The 22,995-nt window shown below is 38.9% G+C and carries 23 protein-coding genes and 3 other annotated features; of the genes, 2 read left to right on the forward strand and 21 right to left on the reverse strand.

The features are described from left to right. Window positions 1–14: 14 nt before the first annotated feature. The 3 genes from pheT to MMB68_RS04995 all read right to left on the reverse strand — a co-directional run bounded on the left by pheT (window position 15) and on the right by MMB68_RS04995 (window position 4,580). Window positions 15–2,429, reverse strand: coding sequence for a phenylalanine--tRNA ligase subunit beta (gene pheT / locus MMB68_RS04985; protein WP_264408607.1), 2,415 nt, complete (start codon window positions 2,427–2,429; stop codon window positions 15–17). 13 nt (window positions 2,430–2,442) lie between these two features. After that, on the reverse strand, window positions 2,443–3,477 hold the full coding sequence (pheS, locus tag MMB68_RS04990) for a phenylalanine--tRNA ligase subunit alpha (RefSeq protein WP_264408608.1): 1,035 nt from the start codon (window positions 3,475–3,477) through the stop codon (window positions 2,443–2,445). A gap of 54 nt (window positions 3,478–3,531) precedes the next feature. After that, window positions 3,532–3,767, reverse strand: a binding site (T-box leader). 48 nt (window positions 3,768–3,815) lie between these two features. Further along, window positions 3,816–4,580 (reverse strand): TrmH family RNA methyltransferase, encoded by a 765-nt coding sequence (locus MMB68_RS04995; protein WP_221784664.1) that lies wholly within the window; start codon window positions 4,578–4,580, stop codon window positions 3,816–3,818. 140 nt (window positions 4,581–4,720) lie between these two features. On the opposite strand from MMB68_RS04995, the gene sspI reads away from it, so the two are divergent. Further along, entirely contained in the window at window positions 4,721–4,927 is a 207-nt protein-coding gene (gene sspI, locus MMB68_RS05000) for a small acid-soluble spore protein SspI (protein WP_013059420.1), read from the forward strand. Window positions 4,928–4,983: 56 nt separating this feature from the next. Here the strand turns inward: sspI and MMB68_RS05005 are convergent, their stop codons facing one another. Together MMB68_RS05005 and MMB68_RS05010 are read right to left on the reverse strand one after the other, a co-directional pair. Beyond that, a complete protein-coding gene (locus MMB68_RS05005) occupies window positions 4,984–6,069 on the reverse strand; it encodes a M42 family metallopeptidase (RefSeq protein ID WP_221784665.1) in 1,086 nt (361 codons plus the stop codon). Window positions 6,070–6,146: 77 nt separating this feature from the next. After that, window positions 6,147–6,635 carry a dUTP diphosphatase gene (locus MMB68_RS05010; RefSeq protein WP_221784666.1) on the reverse strand — a complete coding sequence of 163 codons (489 nt, stop codon included), beginning with the start codon at window positions 6,633–6,635 and terminating at the stop codon, window positions 6,147–6,149. Between the two features lie 132 nt (window positions 6,636–6,767). Between MMB68_RS05010 and MMB68_RS05015 the strand changes: the two genes are divergently transcribed. Beyond that, window positions 6,768–7,145: a hypothetical protein gene (locus tag MMB68_RS05015; protein ID WP_016765696.1), complete on the forward strand. Its 378-nt coding sequence runs from the start codon at window positions 6,768–6,770 to the stop codon at window positions 7,143–7,145. Between the two features lie 18 nt (window positions 7,146–7,163). Here MMB68_RS05015 and MMB68_RS05020 read toward each other — a convergent pair whose 3' ends face one another. The 16 genes from MMB68_RS05020 to polA form a co-directional block, all read right to left on the reverse strand. Continuing rightward, window positions 7,164–7,424: a DUF1294 domain-containing protein gene (locus MMB68_RS05020; protein ID WP_221784667.1), complete on the reverse strand. Its 261-nt coding sequence runs from the start codon at window positions 7,422–7,424 to the stop codon at window positions 7,164–7,166. A gap of 60 nt (window positions 7,425–7,484) precedes the next feature. Beyond that, the gene (gene rplT / locus MMB68_RS05025) at window positions 7,485–7,844 is read right to left on the reverse strand and encodes a 50S ribosomal protein L20 (RefSeq protein ID WP_013059425.1); all 360 of its coding nucleotides are present in this window, start codon (window positions 7,842–7,844) and stop codon (window positions 7,485–7,487) included. Window positions 7,845–7,883: 39 nt separating this feature from the next. Beyond that, on the reverse strand, window positions 7,884–8,084 hold the full coding sequence (gene rpmI / locus MMB68_RS05030; RefSeq protein WP_013059426.1) for a 50S ribosomal protein L35: 201 nt from the start codon (window positions 8,082–8,084) through the stop codon (window positions 7,884–7,886). A gap of 21 nt (window positions 8,085–8,105) precedes the next feature. Next, window positions 8,106–8,609: a translation initiation factor IF-3 gene (gene infC, locus MMB68_RS05035; RefSeq protein WP_013059427.1), complete on the reverse strand. Its 504-nt coding sequence runs from the start codon at window positions 8,607–8,609 to the stop codon at window positions 8,106–8,108. Window positions 8,610–8,678: 69 nt separating this feature from the next. Continuing rightward, window positions 8,679–8,801 (reverse strand) — a sequence feature (ribosomal protein L20 leader region). Window positions 8,802–8,972: 171 nt separating this feature from the next. After that, window positions 8,973–10,931 (reverse strand): threonine--tRNA ligase, encoded by a 1,959-nt coding sequence (thrS, locus tag MMB68_RS05040; RefSeq protein WP_205689533.1) that lies wholly within the window; start codon window positions 10,929–10,931, stop codon window positions 8,973–8,975. Window positions 10,932–10,975: 44 nt separating this feature from the next. Beyond that, window positions 10,976–11,224 (reverse strand) — a binding site (T-box leader). Window positions 11,225–11,284: 60 nt separating this feature from the next. Next, the gene (ytxC, locus tag MMB68_RS05045) at window positions 11,285–12,145 is read right to left on the reverse strand and encodes a sporulation protein YtxC (RefSeq protein WP_269871114.1); all 861 of its coding nucleotides are present in this window, start codon (window positions 12,143–12,145) and stop codon (window positions 11,285–11,287) included. A gap of 96 nt (window positions 12,146–12,241) precedes the next feature. Beyond that, the gene (gene dnaI, locus MMB68_RS05050; RefSeq protein ID WP_013059430.1) at window positions 12,242–13,174 is read right to left on the reverse strand and encodes a primosomal protein DnaI; all 933 of its coding nucleotides are present in this window, start codon (window positions 13,172–13,174) and stop codon (window positions 12,242–12,244) included. 32 nt (window positions 13,175–13,206) lie between these two features. Next, the gene (locus tag MMB68_RS05055; protein ID WP_028410528.1) at window positions 13,207–14,634 is read right to left on the reverse strand and encodes a replication initiation and membrane attachment family protein; all 1,428 of its coding nucleotides are present in this window, start codon (window positions 14,632–14,634) and stop codon (window positions 13,207–13,209) included. A 72-nt stretch (window positions 14,635–14,706) separates the two neighbouring features. Next, a complete protein-coding gene (nrdR, locus tag MMB68_RS05060; protein ID WP_013059432.1) occupies window positions 14,707–15,168 on the reverse strand; it encodes a transcriptional regulator NrdR in 462 nt (153 codons plus the stop codon). Between the two features lie 243 nt (window positions 15,169–15,411). Beyond that, entirely contained in the window at window positions 15,412–15,798 is a 387-nt protein-coding gene (locus tag MMB68_RS05065; protein ID WP_013085185.1) for a hypothetical protein, read from the reverse strand. 93 nt (window positions 15,799–15,891) lie between these two features. After that, complete coding sequence (speD, locus tag MMB68_RS05070) at window positions 15,892–16,272, reverse strand: adenosylmethionine decarboxylase (protein ID WP_013059434.1); 381 nt, start codon at window positions 16,270–16,272, stop codon at window positions 15,892–15,894. Window positions 16,273–16,694: 422 nt separating this feature from the next. Continuing rightward, window positions 16,695–17,726, reverse strand: coding sequence for a glyceraldehyde-3-phosphate dehydrogenase (locus tag MMB68_RS05075; protein ID WP_013059435.1), 1,032 nt, complete (start codon window positions 17,724–17,726; stop codon window positions 16,695–16,697). Between the two features lie 218 nt (window positions 17,727–17,944). Beyond that, complete coding sequence (coaE, locus tag MMB68_RS05080) at window positions 17,945–18,541, reverse strand: dephospho-CoA kinase (RefSeq protein WP_016765703.1); 597 nt, start codon at window positions 18,539–18,541, stop codon at window positions 17,945–17,947. A gap of 23 nt (window positions 18,542–18,564) precedes the next feature. Next, window positions 18,565–19,194, reverse strand: coding sequence for a sporulation membrane protein YtaF (gene ytaF, locus MMB68_RS05085; RefSeq protein WP_028410526.1), 630 nt, complete (start codon window positions 19,192–19,194; stop codon window positions 18,565–18,567). Between the two features lie 60 nt (window positions 19,195–19,254). Next, on the reverse strand, window positions 19,255–20,088 hold the full coding sequence (gene mutM / locus MMB68_RS05090) for a DNA-formamidopyrimidine glycosylase (protein ID WP_013085189.1): 834 nt from the start codon (window positions 20,086–20,088) through the stop codon (window positions 19,255–19,257). Window positions 20,089–20,109: 21 nt separating this feature from the next. Continuing rightward, window positions 20,110–22,737, reverse strand: coding sequence for a DNA polymerase I (gene polA / locus MMB68_RS05095; protein ID WP_221784669.1), 2,628 nt, complete (start codon window positions 22,735–22,737; stop codon window positions 20,110–20,112). Window positions 22,738–22,995: the final 258 nt, after the last annotated feature.

The raw sequence follows: 22,995 nt of genomic DNA on the forward strand, positions 1-22,995 counted from the left end.
CTCTTTTCTTATTCTTATGAACGAAGCGTTGCACCAAATTCTTTTTCTACAGCCTCTAACACTGCACCATGTGCTTTTGCTACTTCTTCATCAGTTAATGTACGTTCAGGATCTAAGTAACGTAAAGAGAAAGCTACAGATTTCTTGCCTTCTTCCATACGCTCTCCTTCATATAGATCAAATACCGTCACGTCTTTTAAAAGTTCTCCGCCCGTCGTATAGATGACGCGCTGAACTTCTCCTGCAAGAACGTTTTTATCTACAACAAGTGCAATATCACGTGTAATAGATGGGAATCTTGGAATAGCTGAATAACGAACTTCTTCGACATCTGCAGCTAATAGCTCTTGAAGGTGTAATTCAAATACGTATGTTTCACGAAGACCATACTGTTTCTGAGCAACAGGATGAACTTGACCTACGTATCCAATTTCTTTTTCATCTAACCATACAGCCGCTGTACGTCCAGGGTGCATACCGTGTTTTTTCACAGGAGCATATGAGATTCGTTTCTCTAAACCAAGCTGTGCAAATAACCCTTCTAGTACACCTTTAATCACATAGAAATCAACGACTTTCTTTTCACCTTGCCAGCCGTGAGCATGCCATAGACCCGTGATTGCCCCAGCTACGCGCTCCTGCTCATCCGGTAATTCTCCTTCACCTTTAGATAAGAACACTGAGCCTGTTTCGTATAGTGCAATAGAATCCGATTGGCGAGCATTATTATGCTTCACTGCTTCTAGCAAATGAGGCACTAAGCTTTGACGAAGGATGCTGCGATCTTCACTCATCGGCATTGCTAAACCAATTGTACTTGTTGCATTTAGTGCAAACTGAGTAGCTTTTTCAGCGCTCGTTAACGAATATGTTGTTGTTTGTGCTAGTCCCGCACCTTCTAAGAAACGGCGAACTTTACGGCGTCCAAGCTGATACTCCGTTAATTTCCCTGGAGTTGCCACTGTTACAGGAAGTGTTGTAGGAAGGTTGTCATAGCCATACATACGCGCTACTTCCTCGACGATATCTTCTTCAATTGTAATATCGCCTCGACGAGTTGGCACTGTTACAACAATGGTTTCGTCTTCCACTTTGTTTTCAAATTGAAGACGGTTCATAATGTCTTGTACTTCTTCCATTGATAGCTCTGTACCAAGCACATCGTTAATACGTCCAAGTGACACAGCTACAACAGCAGGTTCCACAGTTAGTGTATCTACTTCTACAGTACCGCTTACCACTTCACCTGAAGCGTATTCAGCCATTAATTCTGCTGCGCGGTCAGCAGCTACACGCGTACGGTTAGGATCAATTCCTTTTTCAAAACGAGCGCTTGCCTCACTGCGAAGACCGTGGTCTTTTGAAGCTTGGCGAACCGTTAAGCCTTTGAAGTAAGCTGATTCAATGAGAACATTTACCGTATCGTCTTTTACTTCGGAGTTCGCTCCGCCCATTACACCTGCAAGAGCTACCGGCTCACTTCCGTTTGTAATGACAAGCTGATTGCCTTTTAATACGCGCTCTTGGTCATCAAGTGTTACAAACTTCTCGCCTTCTGACGCGTGACGTACAACAATTTCCTTTGAACCAAGACGATCATAGTCAAAAGCATGCAGCGGCTGGCCGTATTCAAGCAAAATATAGTTGGTAATATCAACAACGTTGTTATGAGGTCGAATACCAGCTGCCATTAAACGCGTTTGCATCCATAATGGTGACGGAGCAATTTTTACGTTTTTCACAACGCGCGCTACGTAAAGGGGATTGTCTTCTTTTGCCTCTACTTTAACGGAAATATAATCAGCTGCTTGCTCATCAGACGTTTGCACGTTTACTGACGGGTACTTCACTTCACGACGTAAAATAGCAGCCACTTCATGCGCTACACCTAACATACTTAAGCAGTCTGAACGGTTTGGTGTTAGCCCTAGTTCTAATACTTCATCGTTTAAGTTTAATGCATCTAGTGCATCCGCTCCTACTTCAGCATCGCTTGGGAACACGAAGATGCCTTCTTGATAATCTTTTGCCACAAGCTTGCCTTCAATGCCAAGCTCTTGAAGAGAACAAATCATACCGTTCGATTCTTCACCGCGAAGCTTAGCACGCTTGATTTTAAAGTTACCTGGAAGTACAGCTCCCACTTTTGCAACCGCTACTTTTTGACCTTGTGCCACGTTCGGTGCTCCGCACACGATTTGAACGATTTCTCCTCCGCCAAGATCTACTTGACAGCGGCTTAATTTATCAGCATTTGGATGCTGTTCACGTTCTACAACGTGACCAATTACTACTCCGCTGATGCCTTTATTTAAGTTTTCTACACCTTCAACTTCAATTCCACTTTTTGTGATTTTATCTGCTAACTCTTCTGCCGTTACGCCTGATAAGTCAACATACTCTTGTAACCAACGATAAGATACAAACATCGTAGTCCCTCCTTTATACTTGTTTAAATTGATCTAAGAAACGAACATCATTTGTATAGAAATGACGAATATCATCCACGCCGTGTTTTAACATAGCAATACGCTCTACACCGATTCCGAAAGCAAAACCACGATATTTAGTTGAATCGTATCCAGCCATTTCAAGAACGTTTGGATGAACCATGCCGGCTCCTAAAATTTCAATCCAGCCTGTTTGTTTACATACATTACATCCTTTACCTCCACATTTTGCACACGATACGTCTACTTCTACAGACGGCTCAGTGAACGGGAAGAAACTTGGACGAAGACGAATTTCACGGTCTGCACCGAACATCTTTTTCACAAATACTTCAAGCGTGCCTTTTAAATCACTCATACGAATGTTTTCGTCTACTACAAGACCTTCAATTTGCATGAATTGATGAGAATGCGTAGCATCATCGTCATCGCGGCGATACACTTTACCCGGGCAAATAATTTTAACAGGTCCTTTGCCTTCATTCTTGTTCATAACACGAGCTTGAACAGTTGATGTATGCGTGCGAAGAAGCGTTTCTTCCGTAATATAGAACGTATCTTGCATATCACGTGCTGGGTGACCTTTTGGCAAGTTCAGCGCTTCGAAATTATAGTAGTCCTGCTCTACTTCCGGTCCTTCTGCTACTTCATAGCCCATTCCTAAGAATAAATCTTCTACTTCTTCAATCACGCTTGTTAGCGGGTGATGCGTACCCGCTTTAACAGGGCGTCCTGGCAGCGTTACGTCGATTGTTTCTGAAGCAAGTTTGCGCTCTACCTCAGCTGCTTCTAACGCCGTTTGTTTTTCTTCAATTTTAGATGCAATAGCTTCACGCACTTCATTTGCAAGTGCTCCCATTACAGGACGCTCTTCAGCTGAAAGTTTTCCCATACCGCGAAGTACTTCTGTGATAGGGCCTTTCTTTCCTAAATAAGCTACGCGTACGTCGTTTAATTCTTTTAAAGCACTTGCTGCTTCGACTTTTGCAATTGCTTCTTGTTGAAGTTCTTGTAAACGTTCTTTCATCACTTATTCCTCCTTTTAACGTAAAAAATGACAAATAAAAAAACCTCCTCCCAAAAAAGGGACGAGGATTAGTCGCGTTACCACCCTTGTTAACTATATACGCAGACGTATACAGTTCACTTCATTCAAGTTAACGGAATCTCCGGAACACCTTTACATCTAGGTAAGATGGTCTAAGTGTCAACTCAAGAGGTGAATTCACTTATTACATTTATAAAAATGCTTTCAGTCACGGCATTTTCTCCCTGCATAAACGGACATAAGCTACTGCTCTCTTTCATCGTTTTTTACATATGTAACTATTGTATTATTATAGTGAAAACACGTTCTCGATGCAACTACATTCCGCGTAAATAATAAAGTAAGATTCCAGAAGCGATGGCAACATTTAGCGACTCGCTCTTTCCATAGATAGGAATGTACAGATTCTGATCCGTTTGTTCCAGCACTTTCTCGCTTACGCCGTTTCCTTCATTTCCTACAATCAGCGCAAATTCGTTTGAAGGTTTTATGTGCGTGTAGACCTTTCCATTTTGTAGCGACGTACCGTAAATCGCTATTCCTCTTTCTTTTAACAGTGAAATTATTTCGAGTAAATCACCTTTTACAATTGGAAGATGAAAAATCGCTCCTTGCGTTGAACGAACGACTTTTGGGTTGTACACATCCACGCTGCCCTCTCCAACAATAATAGCCTCCACTCCGGCAGCATCAGCGGTTCGGATAATGGTGCCTAGGTTACCTGGATCTTGCACCGCATCTAAAAGCAATACTTTCTGCGCTGTATGAATAATTTCCGCATGCTTTGTTTGAAAACACACGGCAATAATTCCTTGAGGTGTTTCTGTGTCAGATAATAACTTACTAATTGCTTCGTTTACAACGGTTATTTCGATACCGTCTATGTTCCACTGTGCGGGCACTTCGGTCGATTCGCGTATAATTAGTTCCTTTACGCAATCCTTATTTTTGATAGCCTCTTCGACTAAATGAAAGCCTTCTACCATAAAAAGGCCCTGCTTATCACGGTCTTTTTTATTATGCAGCTTTTTCCACGCTTTTACCTGCGGATTTTTAACTGAATCAATTTGTTTCACAAACATAACTCCTTTATCTATACAAAAATAAATAGTTCGATTACATTTTGCTCAATAATCATTAGATAAGTTTCACTTTATTGTACATAGAAATCGCAAAGAAAACAAAAACTATTGGTAACTTTACGATAGCTGAGGTGAAAATGATGGATCTTAATTTACGAAATGCTGTTATTGCAAACGTTTCAGGAAACTCAAAAGAAGAGCTTGAAGCTACAATTTCTGACGCTATTCAAAGCGGCGAAGAAAAAATGCTCCCTGGACTTGGTGTTTTATTTGAGGTGCTTTGGGAAAAGTCTCCAGAATCAGAAAAAGAAGAAATTCTGACAACGCTTGAAAACGGTTTAAAATAAATAGCCTTTTCCTCTGTACAGCAAAAAGCTCATTCTCCTAGGAGAATGAGCTTTTTTTAATTATACGTAATTGCGTTAACCGTATCACGGTCTAAGCGTTTAATTACTTCAGCAATTAATTTGACTGCATTTTCATAATCATTACGATGAAGCATCGCTGCATGAGAATGGATATAACGAGTTGCGATCGTAATTGAAAGTGCTGGCACCCCGTTAGCTGAAATATGGATAGAACCTGAGTCCGTACCGCCTCCAGCGATTGCATCAAATTGATATGGAATATTTAATTCATCTGCCACATCTACCACTGTATCTCGAAGTCCTTTATGAGAAACCATGGAAGCATCATATAAAATGATTTGCGGACCATCTCCCATTTTAGAAGATGCTTCTTTATCAGAAACACCAGGTGTATCTCCAGCGATACCGACATCAACAGCAAATGCAATATCCGGTTCAATAAAGTTAGCGGATGTTTTTGCACCTCGGAGTCCAACTTCTTCTTGCACCGTTCCTACACCATACACAACATTTTCATGTTTTTCATTTTTTAAAGCTTTTAATACATCGATAGCAATTGCACAGCCAATACGGTTATCCCAGGCTTTCGCTAGCAGCATCTTTTCGTTGTTCATAACCGTAAATTCGAAATAAGGCACAACCTGATCACCAGGTTTCACTCCCCACTCCGCTACTTCTTCTCTGCTAGAAGCACCAATATCGATGAACATATCTTTAATGTCAACTGGCTTTTTACGAACTTCTGGAGGCAGGATATGAGGAGGCTTTGAGCCAATAATCCCCGTTACCTCTCCTTTAGATGTAACGATGGTTACGCGTTGAGCAAGCATAACTTGAGACCACCATCCGCCTACCGTTTGAAAACGAATAAAGCCGCGTTCATCAATTTGAGTCACCATAAAACCGACTTCATCCAAATGACCGGCTACCATAATTTTAGGCCCTTGTTCATTGCCCACCTTTTTCGCAATCAAACTGCCTAGACCATCCGTCGTTACTTCATCTGCATAAGGTGCAATATATTTCTTCATAACCTCACGCGGTTCACGCTCATTTCCAGGAATTCCTTTTGCATCTGTTAGTGCTTTAAGCATTGTCAATGTTTCATCTAACTTTGTCATATGGATTACCCCTTTCATATGTATACCTCTATTATAGCTAAAAAGAGGTTGAAGTAAAATTTCCCATCCCTTTATTTCTAGTATCCTTGTTCTTGACGCTTAAAATTCACTTCATTTTTTGAGATGTATGCTTCTTCAATATGTTCAGCGGAAAAACCAAACATATCGCCAAGCGTCATGTAAGATACAAACATGTCCACATAGTTTTCTTTCGACTGATCCTGCTCGAAAGCAGCAACTTGTGCAAATACCTGTAAAAATTGTGCTGTTTTTGAATCGCTTGCTTTTGCATTTGGTAACTCAGTTAAATCATCGTATCCTTTTTCAATACCTAAAGAAAGGATAAAATGTACGCCGTCCACAAATTCTTCTAAAATAACAGCGTCTTCAGCGGGAGGTTTGACGCTCCAAAATTTGAAGCAGCGCGTTTCGTTTGCCAGCTCTCCGATTTCGACAAGCATTGCTAAAAGCTTTCTCGGAACCAAGTTTTCCTTATGAAGCTCATGCTTGTCCTCTATATGCTGATCCAGCTGGCGCTGCATGGTAAATAGCTGTTGTAAATTCAATGTAATCACTCCTGTAATTATGTATATCTTCCTCTTTTTAAACCAATAAAGAAATTATATCAAAAATCATGAAACTTTTTAGAAACTCGAACGTAAAGTAAGAAAACTGTGCCTTGTAAAGGAGGGAGCGTTATGTTTGTTATTGTTATCGTTCGCGTGTTCATTTTCGCGCTTGTTGCTTACACGCTATTAAAGCTGGTTCAGCATTTTCGCAGTCCAAAGCGGAAGCTTGTAGCAGCTCAGGAACATCAGCAATTTTTTGTCGTTGACGAAAAAACGAATATCCGCAAAAATTTTCTACTAACGTATAAAGGTATTTTATTTGAAGGAGAAAAATACAGCAATCCCAATGAACCAGAATCTTTGTCAATTACAATGGTGTTAACAGATCCATCTCGATTACATGAACTGCAAAAACAAGATTTCAAGCTGCTGGAAAGCCACGTACACGACATGTATCCAAATGCTCCTATTCGCTGGAAAAGCCCCGTTCGAGAATTTTTACACTGAGCACAAAATCATTTGTGCTCAGCTGATAACAAAAAAGAAAAGTAAGTCAAGAGCAGCAAGAATAGGAAAACCTACTTTAAACGATGTGTGCTTCGTTTTATGACGATAGCAATACATACCAATCAGTCCTCCAATGGCTCCTCCGACAGCAGCTACCGTCCACAGTGTGCTTTCGGCAATTCTCCACTCATGTCTTTTCGCTTTTTGTTTGTCTCTATACATCATTCCTACCCCTACGATATTAATAATAATAAAATAGGTAAGCAGCAGTTCATTCATGATATGTCCTCCGATAGCAAAAAAGCCTCATCATCCAAAGATGACGAGACTTTATATTCATTACTTATCTAAGCCTTTTTTAGCAGCAGTTGCTAATTCAGCAAATGCTTTTTCATCAGCTACAGCTAAGTCAGCAAGCATTTTGCGGTTAACTTCAATACCTGCTAATTTTAAACCGTGCATTAAACGGCTGTAAGAAAGACCGTTCATACGAGCAGCTGCATTAATACGTGTGATCCATAATTTACGGAAGTCACGTTTTTTCTGACGACGGTCACGATAAGCATACATGTGAGATTTCATAACTTGCTGATTAGCAACTTTATATAATCTATGCTTCGAACCGAAGAAACCTTTAGCTAATTTTAAAACTTTTTTACGACGTTTGCGTGTTACTGTACCGCCTTTTACGCGTGGCATAATTGTTTACCTCCTGTATTGTTTCTATCTCAACCCAAATTACTTAATGTTATCTAATAAGTGACGGATACGTTTGAAGTCACCTTTGCTTACTAAAGAACCTTTACGTAATTTACGCTTTTGTTTTGTAGATTTGTTAGCGAATAAATGGCTTGTGTAAGCACGAGCACGTTTTAATTTACCGCTTCCAGTCTTTTTGAAACGCTTTGCAGCGCCACGATGTGTTTTCATTTTTGGCATGGGGTGTTCCTCCTCGTTCTATTACTTTTCGTTTTTAGGTGCCAAGACTAAGAACATGCTGCGGCCTTCCATTTTAGGAGCCGATTCAACTGAACTTACATCTTCGCAAGCTTGTGAAAAACGTTCAAGTACTTTTTGGCCAATCCCTTTATGAGTAATGGCACGACCTTTAAAGCGAATAGACGCTTTCACTTTGTCACCTTTTTCAAGGAACTTGCGTGCGTTACGAAGTTTAGTGTTAAAATCATGTTCATCAATTGTTGGACTTAAACGAACTTCTTTTAAGTTTACAACTTTTTGGTTTTTACGAGCTTCTCTTTCTTTACGTTGTTGCTCATAGCGGAATTTACCGTAGTCCATAATACGACATACCGGCGGTTTCGCATTTGCAGCAACCATTACTAAGTCAAGATTTACTCGTGAAGCAATTTCTAATGCTTCATTTTTTGATTTAATTCCTAATTGTTCACCGTTTTGATCAATTAGACGAACTTCGCGAGCTCGAATGCCCTCGTTTACCATCATGTCCTTGCTAATAAGTAGCCACCTCCAAGGTTTAATGAGCGAATACGCTTGCTTAGACCGATTATTAACTCACACAAAAAAGTGTGAGTACATACTGCACCCACACTTCTATCGTTTTAATTAAGATACGATGTACCTGCTAACTGCTTTATGCGTCACTCAGGTGAGAAGCGGGTGCTTCTTCTTCTGTATAAACAAGTATTCAATTACTTAAGCTATTATAGTATCAACAAAGACAAAAGTCAATGATTTCGTTCTTTTTTCACAACAAAAATTATTGTATCAAAGGAAAACCATTTATGCAACAGTTTTTTATAAATGTTAGATAAAAAAGCAGAGAACTTCAATTCTCTGCTTTTTTCATTAACGAGATGCTTCTGCTTTTACATTTTGTAAAAAGGCTTGGAAATCCACTGTTTCTGAATTCTGCTCACCATATTTACGTACGTTTACTGCTTTATCCTCTACTTCTTTATCCCCTACAACAAGCATATAAGGAATTTTTTGCATTTGAGCCTCACGGATTTTATAGCCAATTTTCTCATCGCGAGAATCAAGTTCCACACGAATACCGGCAAGCTGAAGCTGTTCTTGCACTTCTTTTGCATACTCAAGGTGAACCGTAGGTGATACCGGAATCACTTGAACTTGTACAGGTGCTAACCACGTTGGGAAAGCTCCTTTGTATTCTTCGATTAAGAAAGCTACAAAACGTTCCATTGTTGACACCACGCCGCGGTGAATAACAACCGGTCGATGCTGTTTTCCGTCTTCCCCTACATACGTTAAATCAAAGCGTTCAGGAAGTAAGAAATCCAGTTGAACCGTAGATAGCGTCTCTTCTTTACCAAGAGCCGTTTTAACTTGAACATCTAGTTTTGGACCGTAGAATGCCGCTTCGCCTTCAGCTTCATAATAATCAAGGTCAAGCTCATCCATTGCGTCTTTTAACATGCTTTGTGCTTTTTCCCACATTGCATCATCATCAAAGTATTTTTCTGTATCTTCAGGGTCACGGTAAGATAGACGGAATGAATAATTTTCAAATCCAAAATCTTTATAAACCGCTTCAACTAAGCGAACCACACGAATAAATTCTTCTTTGATTTGATCCGGGCGTACAAAGATATGCGCATCATTCAGCGTCATGCCTCGAACACGCTGAAGTCCTGATAATGCTCCTGACATTTCGTAGCGGTGCATCGTTCCAAGCTCAGCAATACGGATTGGAAGCTCACGATAACTGTGAATACCTTGTTTGTAAACCATCATGTGATGAGGACAGTTCATCGGACGAAGCACCAGGTCTTCGTTATCCATTTCCATTGCAGGGAACATGTCATCTTGGTAGTGCTCCCAGTGACCAGACGTTTTGTAAAGTTCTACACTTCCAAGCACCGGAGTGTAAACGTGCTGATAACCAAGGCTTACTTCTTTATCTACGATATAACGCTCGATAATACGGCGGATCGTCGCACCTTTTGGAAGCCATAAAGGCAGACCTTGTCCTACTTTTTGAGAATTTGTAAATAAGTTTAGCTCTTTACCAAGTTTACGGTGATCACGTTCTTTTGCTTCTTCAAGAAGACGAAGATGCTCGTCTAAATCTGCTTTTGTAAAGAATGCTGTACCGTAAATACGCTGCAGCATTTGATTATCGCTGTCTCCGCGCCAATAAGCACCCGCCACGCTTAATAGTTTAAATTCTTTAATTTTGCCTGTTGACGGCACGTGTACGCCTCGACAAAGGTCAAAGAATTCGCCTTGTTGGTAAATCGTAACCTTTTCACCTGCTGGAATCGCATCGATCAATTCAAGCTTTAGTTCATCGCCAACTTCTTTAAAAAGTTGAATGGCTTCTTCACGAGAAACTTCTTTTCGTTCAATTTCAATATTTGAATTAACGATTTTTTTCATTTCTTTTTCAATTTTACCTAAATCTTCAGGAGTAATTGATTCTTCCATATCGATGTCATAGTAAAAACCGTTTTCAATGACCGGCCCTACACCTAACTGTACTTTTACATCTTTGTATAAACGTTTGATTGCTTGAGCCATTAAATGCGCTGTACTGTGACGCATAATTTCAAGCGCTTCAGGAGCATCTTGCGTAATGATTTCAAGACTGCCATCTTGTTCGATTGGCGTACGTAAATCCAGCAGCTCGCCGTTTACTTTGCCTGCTAATGCTTTCTTCTTTAATCCCGGGCTAATAGAAGCCGCAATATCTTCTGTTGATGATCCTTTTGGATACTCTTTAACAGCTCCATCAGGGAATGTCATTTTGATTACTTCTGACACAACTTTCCACTCCTTTAACATAACTGAATAAACTTTTTGTAAAAACAAAAAACTCGTCCCTTATCAAAAGGGACGAGTTGTGTATACACGCGGTACCACCCTTGTTTCCTCTTCGTATCTTGGATAACCCAAAAAACCCGAAGCGGCTCGAGGTTTTATAACGGAAATTCCGTCAGTAATTACTAGAGACTCTGCTCGTTTACTACTGAAGTTTAGAGGTGGTAAGAATATATTCCGTGTTAGGAGATTTTCAGCCTGGATCTCCCTCTCTACAAACCGTAAATATACACTCATGTCCTCATCATAACCTGTAACATATAGCTGTTTTTCAATATGCATTTATTATATTCATTTTCAAAATAGAAATCAACCTTTCACGTTATATTTTGCTTTTGATCAAACGGAAATTCATTTTTTTCGTATAACATAACTTTTTCTTGGAAGATATTTTGAATGGTATAAACAAAATCATGATCATGCTGGTCACTATACAGATGAATAGCAGCTGGAGATAAACTCAGCAAAGGCGCGATAATAGTCGAGTCTATGTATAATGATTCTTGTTCAGATAAAAAGGCCTCTGCTAGAGCTGCACATTCACGTTCAGGAATATATCTACTGTTGTGGTCGTACAATACAAACTTGTTTTTATTCAAGTGCATTACATACACGTTACCTGTAGATGATTGTCTTTCATTAGCTACTTGGCGCAGCTGATGAATAAGAATTTGATAGTCTTGTTCAAGCTTATATTCATCAATCGCCAGCTCGGCATAATAGCGCAGCCGCTCTTGATATTCTTTTAAACGGAATTGGAGAAAAGACTCAAAGGTGAATGTTACATTATGAATGAAGAAGTCTTGAAGAGCCTGGCGGATAAGTAATTCTCTTGGAAAAGAAAATGTTTTTTGCGGAATTTCGCCTCTCTCTCCTTCCATAATCCCCCCCATAATTTGAAGCAGCAAATCTTGCTCTTCCTCTTCTGAATAGAAAAATTGTTCTTTTAATATGTTTACCATCATCTTTTTTTCTTTCTTTTTTAAAATTACGTGTGTTAATACCGGTATCACCATGTCTTGTAAAATGGCCTCTCGATTGTATGTCTCATCAATAACTAAAAGCTGATTATTCACCAACTTCAAGCACTGTGAACCATATGATAAAGCGCTTCGCTTCGCGCATAAAGACTCATATACAACGACTGCGTCTTCTACATATTTAAAGAATATTTTCATTCCTCATAGCCCCCCTTTGGACACGCTTTATTAATGTATATGGGGCAACATGCAAAAAAATGAGCAAGTCGTTACAAGAAATGTAAAACGACCTGCTCATCTATTTCGTTTATTCTCTCCATTCATTTCAACAGGAATGGCTAGAGACTTAATTCGTTCCATGACACGAGCGGCTTTGAGCTCTTCCTGCTCGCCTCTTTGGGTATAAGTCAAATGATGTTGAAGCTCTTTAAAATTTAAATTCGAGCTAAAAAATGTCGGCAAATTTTCGAGCATGCGGAATTGTAAAATGGTTCCGAGCACATCGTCTCGCATCCAGCTCGTTACGGATTCTGCTCCGAGATCATCAAGCATAAGAACCGGTACTTTTTTGACATACTCTATTTTCTCATTGAAGCTTTGATCTTGAAACGAACCTTTTAACTCACGCAAAAACTCCGGAACATACAGAATGGTAGATTTCACTTTCTTTTCGGCTAACGCATTGGCAATTGCTCCAAGAAAATACGTTTTCCCCACACCAAACGAACCGTGTAAATATAAAGCTTTCATTTTCTTATTTGGCTCATATTCTCGCACAAAATCTCTTACTAGTTTAATGGCTTCAAATCTTCCCTGCTCAATTTCGATATCAGACATTGTTGCCTGTAAAATTTCTTTCGGCACGTACATACACTGAATAAAAGATTCTTGTTCTTTTCGCTCATCTTCTTGTACTTTTCTAGGACAGCGTTCATACTGTAAATCAATATTACGACCTTTTACAACCAGCTGAGGGTGGTATCCTTTCACCATGTTGACACAGCTTTGCAGAGAAGGACACTTGTCACAGCATTTGCTTTGGTCGATAAATTCATGCATCTTCATCAGACCTCGGTCGACCATTTGCTCATCTAACTCATGGCGATGCTCTTGCAAAAATGTTTTAACTTCAGGATTAGACAGGATACTGTTTCTTAATGCTTCTAAGCGTGCTTTAAAATCTTTTTTGTTCACTAACTGATTTAGTGAATCATTGATAGGCTTCATCTTTTTCACCTCATCTCTATCATACCTGCTTTTTATTCTTTATGCTTTTGTTTTAGCTCTTGATCTAACTGCTTGAGCTCTTCTTGTAGCTTTCGTTTTTCTTCTTCAAATCCGTCCACTTCTTTTGAAGGCTGCTTTTTCTCTTCTTTTTCTTCATCGCTCAGCCACTCTGGCACCATTTCTTTACGCACGATTTTTCGTCCAGCCGTTTTTTTATTTTGCTTTGCTTCGGTCCAGTTCTGATATTCTTTCTGTTCATTTTTAGCTAAATTCATGGCATCTTGAACAGTTTGTACCTTTTTGCGCGCCCAGTGTCCAGCAATTTTCTCTACATAGCTCTTAGATAATTTCATATCGGATCTTAGCATAACATAGTAAATTAGAACATTTACTACCCCTGGTGAAAGCTTTTGGTTAAACATCACTTCTTCAATCATTTGCAAATCTGCTTTTGAAGGCTCTGCTCCCCCGGAAAACTCGATCAAAAGCTGTCGAGGAGAAGTCACTTCAAGCTGTTGAATAAGCTGCTCTTCTTTCGTCTGCGGCTGCTTTTCCTGCATAGTACGAAGCATAGGAGGCTGAATTTGTTCGCTTAGATTTGGAAGTGCTTCTCCATTTTCAAATTGGTAAAAGGACTGTGCTGCTTTTCTAAGTAATTCAATATCAACTTGATCGTTCTCATTTAGCGAATCGAGCACCACATTTTTCATTTGAAGAGGATCGATACCATATAAAAAAGCTAGCTTTTCAATCGCTTGTTTTACTTTAGATGTAATGGACCTTTTCGAAATCATTGAATCTGTTAGACCTGCTAAAAATAAATCAAAATCAAAGGAATCCGGGCTCATCTCAATAGAAGCGCGTTTGGAGGAATCCACAAAGTCCGTTTGAGCATCAGGAGAAAATACATCCTTGCTTTCAGACTGAAAACTTGGAGCCAGCTCTGTTGCTTTAACTGATTTAAATACATCGTTAAATGAATGCGTCACATCTTTGAACGATTGGTCATCGACGAGTGAATCCGAAAAATAATTTTTCACTTTTTGAAAGATGGATTTTCCGAGTCGGTTATATAAATATACATTTAACACGCCATCGTTAAAAAACTGATGGGGCGTAAGAGGAGGAATGAGCTCATAAATGAACACACGAACATCATCTTCTTCCTTAATATATGTTTTTAACAAACCAATGCCTTCTAATTTTAATCGCTCATGGTAAATAGCTTTCAAATTAATTTGCATCATTGACATTAGATGATGATGCGTAGACTCTTTCCCCCATAAACGGTCTTGTTCCAGCTCGCTCCATAGCGTCATATACAGACCAAAGCACGTCGTACCCACCAACGGCTGATAGAGCATGGTTAAAATCTTTCGGTCGTATTCCTGCAGTATGCCGTTCGAACGAACAACATAACGATCGACCGGTATCATTTCTTTCCAATGTTGTTCTTTCATGTCGTTCCCTACCTACTTTTAAAGTGATAGAAATGACAAAAAAAGAGCCTAAAGAATACTTCAATAGCTCTTTTACAGTCGTTCCTTCTTAATTAAATCTTTTAATTCATCAATAAATACATTGATGTCTTTAAATTGTCGGTATACAGAAGCAAATCGAACATAAGAGACTTCATCGATAGCAGCTAATCGCTCCATCACCATTTCTCCTACCACATCTGACTGCACCTCTGATGTACCCTGACTGCGCAGCTCTGTTTCAATATCGTGTACGGTATCTTCTAATTGTTTTAAGCTTACTTGGCGTTTTTCACACGCCTTAATTAACCCTCGAAGGATTTTGTCTTTGCTGAACTCTTCTCTCGCTCCATCTTTTTTTACAACAATTAACGGAAGTTCTTCTACTTTCTCAAAAGTTGTAAAACGATAGTGACACTCTTCGCATTCACGTCTTCTACGAATAGAGCGGCCTTCTTCTACAGGGCGCGAGTCCAGCACTCTCGTTCCATTGTAATGACAGGATGGGCACTTCATATTCTCAGCTCCAATAATAAACCTTGTTTTTCTTTTTATTTTCTCTTATATAAGTTAATTTCCATCTATGTTAGCCGGCTATTCGCCATTTATTATGATTTTTATCATCATTTCCTTTAACAAACACGATGCTGTATTAAAGGATTTGCTTTATTCCATCTTATAGAAAACAAGGCTTGAATACAAGTAAAGGAAAAGGAATTTCCCCATTTTATTTCCTGAAATTCAAAAATGATAAGGAACTTACGAAGAAAGAGGAATAAGTTTTTGATCAAAGCTCTTATAAAGCGTACGTACAAGTTCTTTACTAAAACCAAAATCAACCGGCACCACCTTTGATTCTGTTGTAGCAGAAAAATCGATAGCGGTTTCAAGAGGACGTACGTTAATAATGGTAATTACAACAAAAGCTTTTCTTCCTTTTACAACGTTTAAGCTAATTTCTCCTCGCTCTTCATACGCAGCAAGTATTTCTATCCCTTGCATGTGCTTCAACATTTCATGAACTTGCTTAAATGCATTCCCAGCCGTTGTTTTGTAATAATGCGTTTTTAGAGTCGGATCTGAATGGTGATCGCTTGTTTCTACATGATTAGAAAATAAAGATTTAACTGCTTGTACTACCCCCATGTTGTTATCCCCTTTGTTTTTGCGTATTAAAAATTTATATACTAAAAAGAGGTGTGTAATACACCTCTTAACTTACGTAATCAATCGACACTATTAAAGTGCATTCGCTTTAGTTTGTTTTACCTGAACAGGACCCATTCCACGTGGCAATTCAATTGTTTCACGTGTCTGTGCACTTAGAGCATCTGCAATATAATCTGCTGCGATTGTAGGATCTAAATGACCACAAGTATAAACATCGATACTTGCATAACCATGCTCTGGGAAGCTGTGAATCGTTAAATGTGATTCTGAAATAATAACAACGCCACTTACACCTTGAGGTGCAAATTTATGGAACGCTACTTCGCGAACTTCCGCACCAGATTTTAAAGCTGCATCAACAAACGTTTTTTCAATATAATCAATATCATTTAACTTATCGAAATCGCATCCCCATAATTCTGAGATGACATGACGACCCATTGTTTCCATAATGATATTTCCCCCTTTAACAATTTTTAATCGTTAAACATGAAGTTCTTTCGCCATATAGCATGTTAACTACCACGGGGGAAAGTTAGTCCAAAGAGGTCCTAACCCTTTAAGTAGCCACATCACCGAAAGGTACACAAGAAGTTCACGAAACATAGTATACTTTGTTTACATTTATTTTGCAATACGTGTTTTAATTTTATTAAATATTGTTCTTGCAGATAGACCTATACAAATTACCCCTGTATTCTCGTGAGACAGTGTGTAAAAGCTTCTAAACGACTATTAATTTTTTATTAAAATTGAGGAAAAGAAACACCCCTTTGCATGCTTATCTTATTGCTTTTCCCTATTCTTTTGAATAAAAACAAAAAAAACAGGGCGATAGCTCCCTGTTTTTTTAAAAGCAATCAATAGCTTTCTTAGCTTACTCTTATTTTTGATCCATTACGCATTTCTGCAGCAATATATCTTACCAAATCGACTACGCGCTGAGAGTAGCCCCACTCGTTATCGTACCAAGCTAACACTTTAATTTTATGATCTTCCATTACAATCGTGGATAGTCCATCTACAATAGCTGAATGAGGATTTGTATTAAAGTCAATTGATACGAGTGGTTCCATTGTTAAATTTAAAATATTCTTTAATGGTCCTTCAGCAGCTTTAATAAACGCTAAATTAACATCTTCCATCGTCACAGGTTTCCTTACATCCACAACTAAATCGACAAGCGATACGTTTGGCGTTGGCACACGAAGCGCCATCCCATGAAGCTTTCCTTTTAAATGAGGAAGAACTAATGAAAGTGCCTTGGCTGCTCCAGTTGTTGTAGGAATAATTGATTGAGCACACGCACGGGCTCTTCGCAAGTCTTTATGCGGATTATCAATATTCTTTTGATCATTTGTATATGCGTGAACGGTCGTCATTAAACCGTTTTCAATTGTGAACGCTTCGTCTAACACCTTGACAACTGGAGCTAGACAATTTGTCGTACAAGAGGCATTAGAGATAATGTTATGCTGATTCACATCAAACTCTCGTTCGTTTACGCCCATCACAATGGTGATATCTTCTTGTTTACCCGGTGCCGTTAACACAACTTTTTTTGCACCTGCTTCAATATGTAACTGCGCTTTTTCTCTTGAATTAAATTTTCCTGTTGCTTCAACAACTAGATCAATCCCAAGCTCTTTCCAAGGCAAATTCAGCGGATCACGTGAATTTAATAGCTGAATTCTTTTACCGTTAACAATTAGCGCATCATCATCACATTTGACATCTCCATTAAATGGTCCGTGTATAGAGTCATATTTGATTAAATGTGCTAACGTTTCTGCTGGATAAGATGCATTTATTGCAATAATATCTAAATTTTCCTCTATAATCGCTGTGCGAAACACCATTCTTCCTATTCTCCCAAAACCATTAATGGCAATACGTGCTTTCATGGCTATACCCCTCTCTATATGTGTTATACTATTTAACTTTTTATATTGAATAGTATAACATAAATATTTAAAAAGTGAATAATAATAATTTTTTTTAATAAATTATTTTAATTAAGTTTTACTATATGTATATAGCGAGAACAGATATTTAACACATTCTTTTTTAGAAGCCCTTAAATATTCCCAATAAAAAAAGAGTGAATGCAATCATTCACTCTTTAATCTAGCCATAGGGCTAATATACTTAAAAGCTGTTGTTTTGTTTCCTCTACAGGACCGTTGTTATTGATCACCGCATCGGCTAAGGCTACTTTTTGAATCAAAGGCAGCTGTGCATGGATACGCGCATAGGCATCCTCCGCCGAGAGGTTATTACGCGACTTTAACCTTTCTAGCTGCACAGACTCATCGACATATACAACCACTACTTTATCGACTAAGTGTGTCAGATCACTTTCAAACAGCAGCGGAATATCTAATACAACGGCTTCGTAACCTTCCTCTATATAGCTTTCCTTTTGAGAAAGCATTTCTTTTCTTACGGCAGGATGTACAATTGCATTCAACTTTTTACGTTCTTCCTCTTGATAAAACACAATTTCCCCTAAAGCCGCTCGATTAATCTCCGCGTTCTCGTGAAGAATAGAACGTCCGAACGTCTCGACAATTTGTTTGTATGCTTCTTTTCCTGGTTCTACGACTTCTTTTGCAATGTGATCAGCATCAATTACTGGAATATTGATATCTCGTAGCATTCCGGTTACCGTGCTTTTTCCACTTGCAATTCCGCCCGTTAATCCAATTACAATTGACATTGGCCTCTCCTTTATCCCTTTATTTAAAATCTAAAAATACCTAAAATAATGAGCAGAACTCCTGGTACAAACGAGAACATTTTCATCCATGATAAACGTGAAAAAACCTTGCCAAACTGTATACCCGCACTTAAAAAAAGAGAACTCATAAGAGCTACAGCAATTGCTAGAGCATACGGCGAATAACCTAATAAAGCCGCCCCAAACCCTGCTCCAAATGCATCCAGAGATAATGCAATTCCAAGTATAAATGCTTCAATTCCATTGATGGAACCTGAATTATCTAAATCTGCTGCAATTGGCTTTTTCAATACGTTAATGACTAGACCAATTGACTTAATTTCAATTTTCACCAATGTTTTTTCTTCTTTCACTCGAGATGAATCTGCCGGACAAAAAAATTGGTATAAAATCCACATCCCAAGCAGAACAAGAATACCTCCGCCTACTTTATTTAGTACATCCACTGAAAATAGATGCGTAAGTACTTTTCCTAAAAACATAGAAAACATTAAAGAAAATGCTGAGCAACATGAAATAATAAAAATGGATTTCAGCGGGATTTTCACCTTTCGAAGCCCGTATGTCAGGCCAACGCTAAAGCTGTCAAGACTTACGGCAAAAGCAAGAATAAGTAAAGAAAATGTTATCATGATGAGAGGACTCCTTTCCTTTCTGTCTATACGTAGTATATGAAAGGAGCCCATCCATTGTTATTTTTTAGCCGGCTGACAATTTGGGCAGATATGTGTTCCTCTACCGCCTACAACAAATTTTTCAATTGGAGTACCGCACATTTTACAGGATTCGCCTTTTCTTCCGTACACATAAAGCTGCTGCTGAAACATGCCTATTTGTCCCTGTGTATTTACATACGTGCGAATTGTGCTGCCTCCTTGCTTCACAGCTTCTTGAAGAGTCGCTACAATTTCTTTGTACAATTTTTCATACTCTTCGTCTGTTAATTGGCTGGCCACTCGTTCAGGATGAATCCCTGCGCGAAACAGTGCTTCATCTACATAAATATTTCCAAGCCCAACCACGACATTTTGATCGAGTAAAACCGGCTTGATTTTTCGAGAGGTTTTGCCGATTCGCATTTTTAATTGACTAGGATTAAATGTTTCGTCAAACGGTTCAGGTCCAAGGCCAATAAGAGGAGGAAACAGATCTTCCTCTCCCTTTTTAAATAAGTGCATAGTACCAAACTTCCTTACATCCCGGTATCGCAATTCCGTTCCATCCGTGAAGTGAAAAAAGACGTGTACATGCTTATCTGGTTCTTCTGCATTCTCATGGAGAGCATATTTACCTTCCATGCGCAAATGAGAAACCATCGTATAATCATCGAGCACAATTTTTAAAAATTTACCTCTGCGTTCAACATCTCGAATGGTTTGTCCAACAAGCGCATCACAAAACTGTTCAACTTGTTCAGGACGTTTGATAATATTAGGCCATTTAACTGTTACACGCTCAATGGTCTTTCCACTAGCTAATTCAATTAACGTACGTCTGACGGTTTCAACTTCTGGTAATTCTGGCACGTTTGTCACATCCTTTTTCCACTACTTTGCTTCGTACCAAGTCTTTCCGTAAGAATAATCTACTTTCAACGGAACTTCTAGCTCTAAAGCGTTCTCCATTACTTCTGGTACGATTTTCTCTAAAATTTTAATTTCTTCTTCTGGGGCTTCAAAAATCAGCTCATCGTGTACTTGAAGCAGCAGCTTAGCCTGAAGGTTTTCATCTTTTAAGCGCTTATCCATTTCAATCATTGCTTTTTTTATAATATCAGCTGCCGTCCCTTGGATAGGCGTATTCATAGCCGTACGCTCAGCAAAGCTGCGGAGGTTAAAGTTTCGGCTCGTGATTTCAGGCAAGTAACGTCGGCGGTGCAAGAGCGTTGTTACATATCCCTTTTCTTTTGCATCGCGTACAATCGTATCCATATACTCCTGTACACCAGGGAAGCTTTTTAAATAGCGTTCAATAAAAGTAGCCGCTGCTTTTCTTGTAATTCCTAAACTTTGCGATAAACCGTAATCACTGATGCCATAGACGATTCCAAAGTTAACTGCTTTAGCCTGGCGGCGCATATTCGACGTTACTTCTTCTCTTTCGACGTGGAACACATCCATCGCTGTTTTCGTATGAATATCTAAGTCATGCTTAAACGCATCGATTAGCTTTTCATCATCTGCAATATGAGCCAGTACGCGCAGCTCAATTTGTGAATAATCCGCCGCAAATATTAACCAATCAGGCTGTGAAGGCACAAACGCACCTCTTATTTTTTTACCTTCTTCAAGACGAATCGGGATGTTTTGCAAGTTAGGATCTACTGAGCTTAACCTTCCCGTTTGAGTTAATGTTTGATTAAAGCGGGTATGAACTTTTCCATCGCTTTCATGAATAACCTTTTTTAATCCTTCAATATACGTAGACTGTAATTTTCCTAGCTGACGGTATTGTAAAATCTCTGGGATAATATCATGGGTACTAGCTAATTGCTCTAATACATCGGCTGATGTGGAATAGCCTGTTTTTGTTTTCTTTATGACTGGAAGCTGCATTTTTTCAAAAAGAACAACTCCTAGCTGCTTTGGCGAATTAATATTAAATTCTTGTCCAGCGTATTCGTAGATTTTCGCTTCAATTTTTTCAAGCTGTTCTCGAAGATCTTCGCCCATTTCATCTAAACGCGCGCGGTCAATTTTCACCCCTTGATATTCCATATCAGCAAGGACAATGGCAAGAGGCATTTCAAGCTTCTCAAACAGCTCAAACTGTTCATTTTCAACCAATTCTTTTTCTAATACTTCTTTTAAATAAGCTACGGCGGCTGCTTTTCTTATAACATGCTCAGCTAGCTGATCAGCTTCCGCAATGCTTCGCTTAGCTCCTTTTCCATACACAGCTTCATCTGATTGCACTTGATGATGCCCTTTTAATTTTGCAATTGTCGCTAGGTCATCATTTGCCTCAGCAGGATTCAAGATGTAAGAAGCAATCATTACATCATGTTCAATTCCTTTAATTTCATGCCCCGCCCATTTTAACGATACAATCGTACGTTTTCCATTAAACACCGTCTTTTTTACACGTTCATCTTCTAACCATGCTTTAAATTTAGAAGATGAAAGAGCTGTATCTTTATCAATAAAATAGTGGCCATTTTTGTTGCTGATTCCAAAACCGAGTAGCTGATTGTGATGGTAGTTTTCTTCATACCCTTCTACGATCAGAGCTGCTTCGCTTGTTAAAATATCATCGTGAACTTCCTGCGCTATTTCAAACGTCAGTTCTTCAAAATCTGCTTCCTCTTCTGCTGTTTCACCAAATTTAGCAAGCAGAGAATTAAACCCAAGCTCTTTAAATAATGAGATGACCTTTGAAGATTCAAACCCGTCATACTTTGCATCTTCTACAGATACTTCAAGAGGCGCTTCGCAATAAATCGTTGCAAGCTTTTTACTCATGATGGCTGATTCACGATTATCTTCTAGCTTTTCTTTTAATTTTTTACCGCTGACTTGATCGATAGATTTCAATACATTTTCAACCGTTTCGAACTCTTTTAATAGCTTTAAGGCTGTTTTTTCGCCGACTCCGGGCACGCCTGGGATATTATCCGAGCTGTCCCCCATAAGGCCTTTCATATCAATAATTTGTGCAGCCGTAATACCATACTTTTCATCAATGGCTGCAGGCGTATAGGAATCGACATCGGTAATTCCTTTTCTCGTAATATCTACGGTTACATGTTCTGACACAAGCTGAAGTAAATCTTTATCCCCGGAAATAACTTTTACGGCCATTCCTTTTTGTTCAGCTTGTTTTGAAAGCGTACCGATAATATCATCTGCTTCATAATCAGGCAGTTCATAGCGCTTAATCCCATATGCATCTAATAATTCACGAATAAAGGGAAACTGCTCTGAAAGTTCAGGAGGCGTCTTTTGTCTGCCTCCTTTGTATTCTGTAAATGTTTTGTGGCGAAACGTTGTTTTCCCTGCATCAAATGCCACAAGTAAATGCGTCGGCTTCTCTTCCTCTAAGATACGTGTCAGCATTGTAGTAAAGCCATATATGGCATTTGTATGTATTCCTTTATCATTGTTTAAAAGCGGCAAAGCAAAAAATGCACGGTAGGCAATACTATTCCCGTCAATTAATACTAGTTTTTGTGTCATTCATGTTCCTCCATTTCGCTCTCTTCTTATCTTACCTTTATTTTAGCAAACAATAAGCTTTAAGGACAAAAAGTACTCTTGAATTCAACGTTTTATTTTCATGTGGTGATAAGACCTATACATCATAAAATAAAAACACCGCCTAGTTATTTTAGGCGGTGTAACATGTGAATGGATAGAAATTGTCAAAAAGAATCGGCGAAAATAGCACGGTTAAAGCTATTTTCGCCTTACACATTGGCTCCTTGGATGAAGGGG

This window comes from Priestia sp. Y58, from assembly GCF_029522095.1.
Lineage (GTDB): Bacteria > Bacillota > Bacilli > Bacillales > Bacillaceae_H > Priestia > Priestia megaterium_E.

Bases quoted from the DNA above. Each gene is read 5' to 3' on its own strand.
- pheT (WP_264408607.1), bottom strand. From the start codon at position 2,429: ATGTTTGTATCTTATCGTTGGTTACAAGAGTATGTTGACTTATCAGGC.
- pheS (WP_264408608.1), bottom strand. From the start codon at position 3,477: ATGAAAGAACGTTTACAAGAACTTCAACAAGAAGCAATTGCAAAAGTC.
- MMB68_RS04995 (WP_221784664.1), bottom strand. From the start codon at position 4,580: ATGTTTGTGAAACAAATTGATTCAGTTAAAAATCCGCAGGTAAAAGCG.
- sspI (WP_013059420.1), top strand. From the start codon at position 4,721: ATGGATCTTAATTTACGAAATGCTGTTATTGCAAACGTTTCAGGAAAC.
- MMB68_RS05005 (WP_221784665.1), bottom strand. From the start codon at position 6,069: ATGACAAAGTTAGATGAAACATTGACAATGCTTAAAGCACTAACAGAT.
- MMB68_RS05015 (WP_016765696.1), top strand. From the start codon at position 6,768: ATGTTTGTTATTGTTATCGTTCGCGTGTTCATTTTCGCGCTTGTTGCT.
- MMB68_RS05020 (WP_221784667.1), bottom strand. From the start codon at position 7,424: ATGAATGAACTGCTGCTTACCTATTTTATTATTATTAATATCGTAGGG.
- rplT (WP_013059425.1), bottom strand. From the start codon at position 7,844: ATGCCACGCGTAAAAGGCGGTACAGTAACACGCAAACGTCGTAAAAAA.
- rpmI (WP_013059426.1), bottom strand. From the start codon at position 8,084: ATGCCAAAAATGAAAACACATCGTGGCGCTGCAAAGCGTTTCAAAAAG.
- infC (WP_013059427.1), bottom strand. From the start codon at position 8,609: ATGATGGTAAACGAGGGCATTCGAGCTCGCGAAGTTCGTCTAATTGAT.
- thrS (WP_205689533.1), bottom strand. From the start codon at position 10,931: ATGTTAAAGGAGTGGAAAGTTGTGTCAGAAGTAATCAAAATGACATTC.
- ytxC (WP_269871114.1), bottom strand. From the start codon at position 12,145: ATGAAAATATTCTTTAAATATGTAGAAGACGCAGTCGTTGTATATGAG.
- dnaI (WP_013059430.1), bottom strand. From the start codon at position 13,174: ATGAAGCCTATCAATGATTCACTAAATCAGTTAGTGAACAAAAAAGAT.
- MMB68_RS05055 (WP_028410528.1), bottom strand. From the start codon at position 14,634: ATGAAAGAACAACATTGGAAAGAAATGATACCGGTCGATCGTTATGTT.
- nrdR (WP_013059432.1), bottom strand. From the start codon at position 15,168: ATGAAGTGCCCATCCTGTCATTACAATGGAACGAGAGTGCTGGACTCG.
- MMB68_RS05065 (WP_013085185.1), bottom strand. From the start codon at position 15,798: ATGGGGGTAGTACAAGCAGTTAAATCTTTATTTTCTAATCATGTAGAA.
- speD (WP_013059434.1), bottom strand. From the start codon at position 16,272: ATGGAAACAATGGGTCGTCATGTCATCTCAGAATTATGGGGATGCGAT.
- MMB68_RS05075 (WP_013059435.1), bottom strand. From the start codon at position 17,726: ATGAAAGCACGTATTGCCATTAATGGTTTTGGGAGAATAGGAAGAATG.
- coaE (WP_016765703.1), bottom strand. From the start codon at position 18,541: ATGTCAATTGTAATTGGATTAACGGGCGGAATTGCAAGTGGAAAAAGC.
- ytaF (WP_028410526.1), bottom strand. From the start codon at position 19,194: ATGATAACATTTTCTTTACTTATTCTTGCTTTTGCCGTAAGTCTTGAC.
- polA (WP_221784669.1), bottom strand. From the start codon at position 22,737: ATGACACAAAAACTAGTATTAATTGACGGGAATAGTATTGCCTACCGT.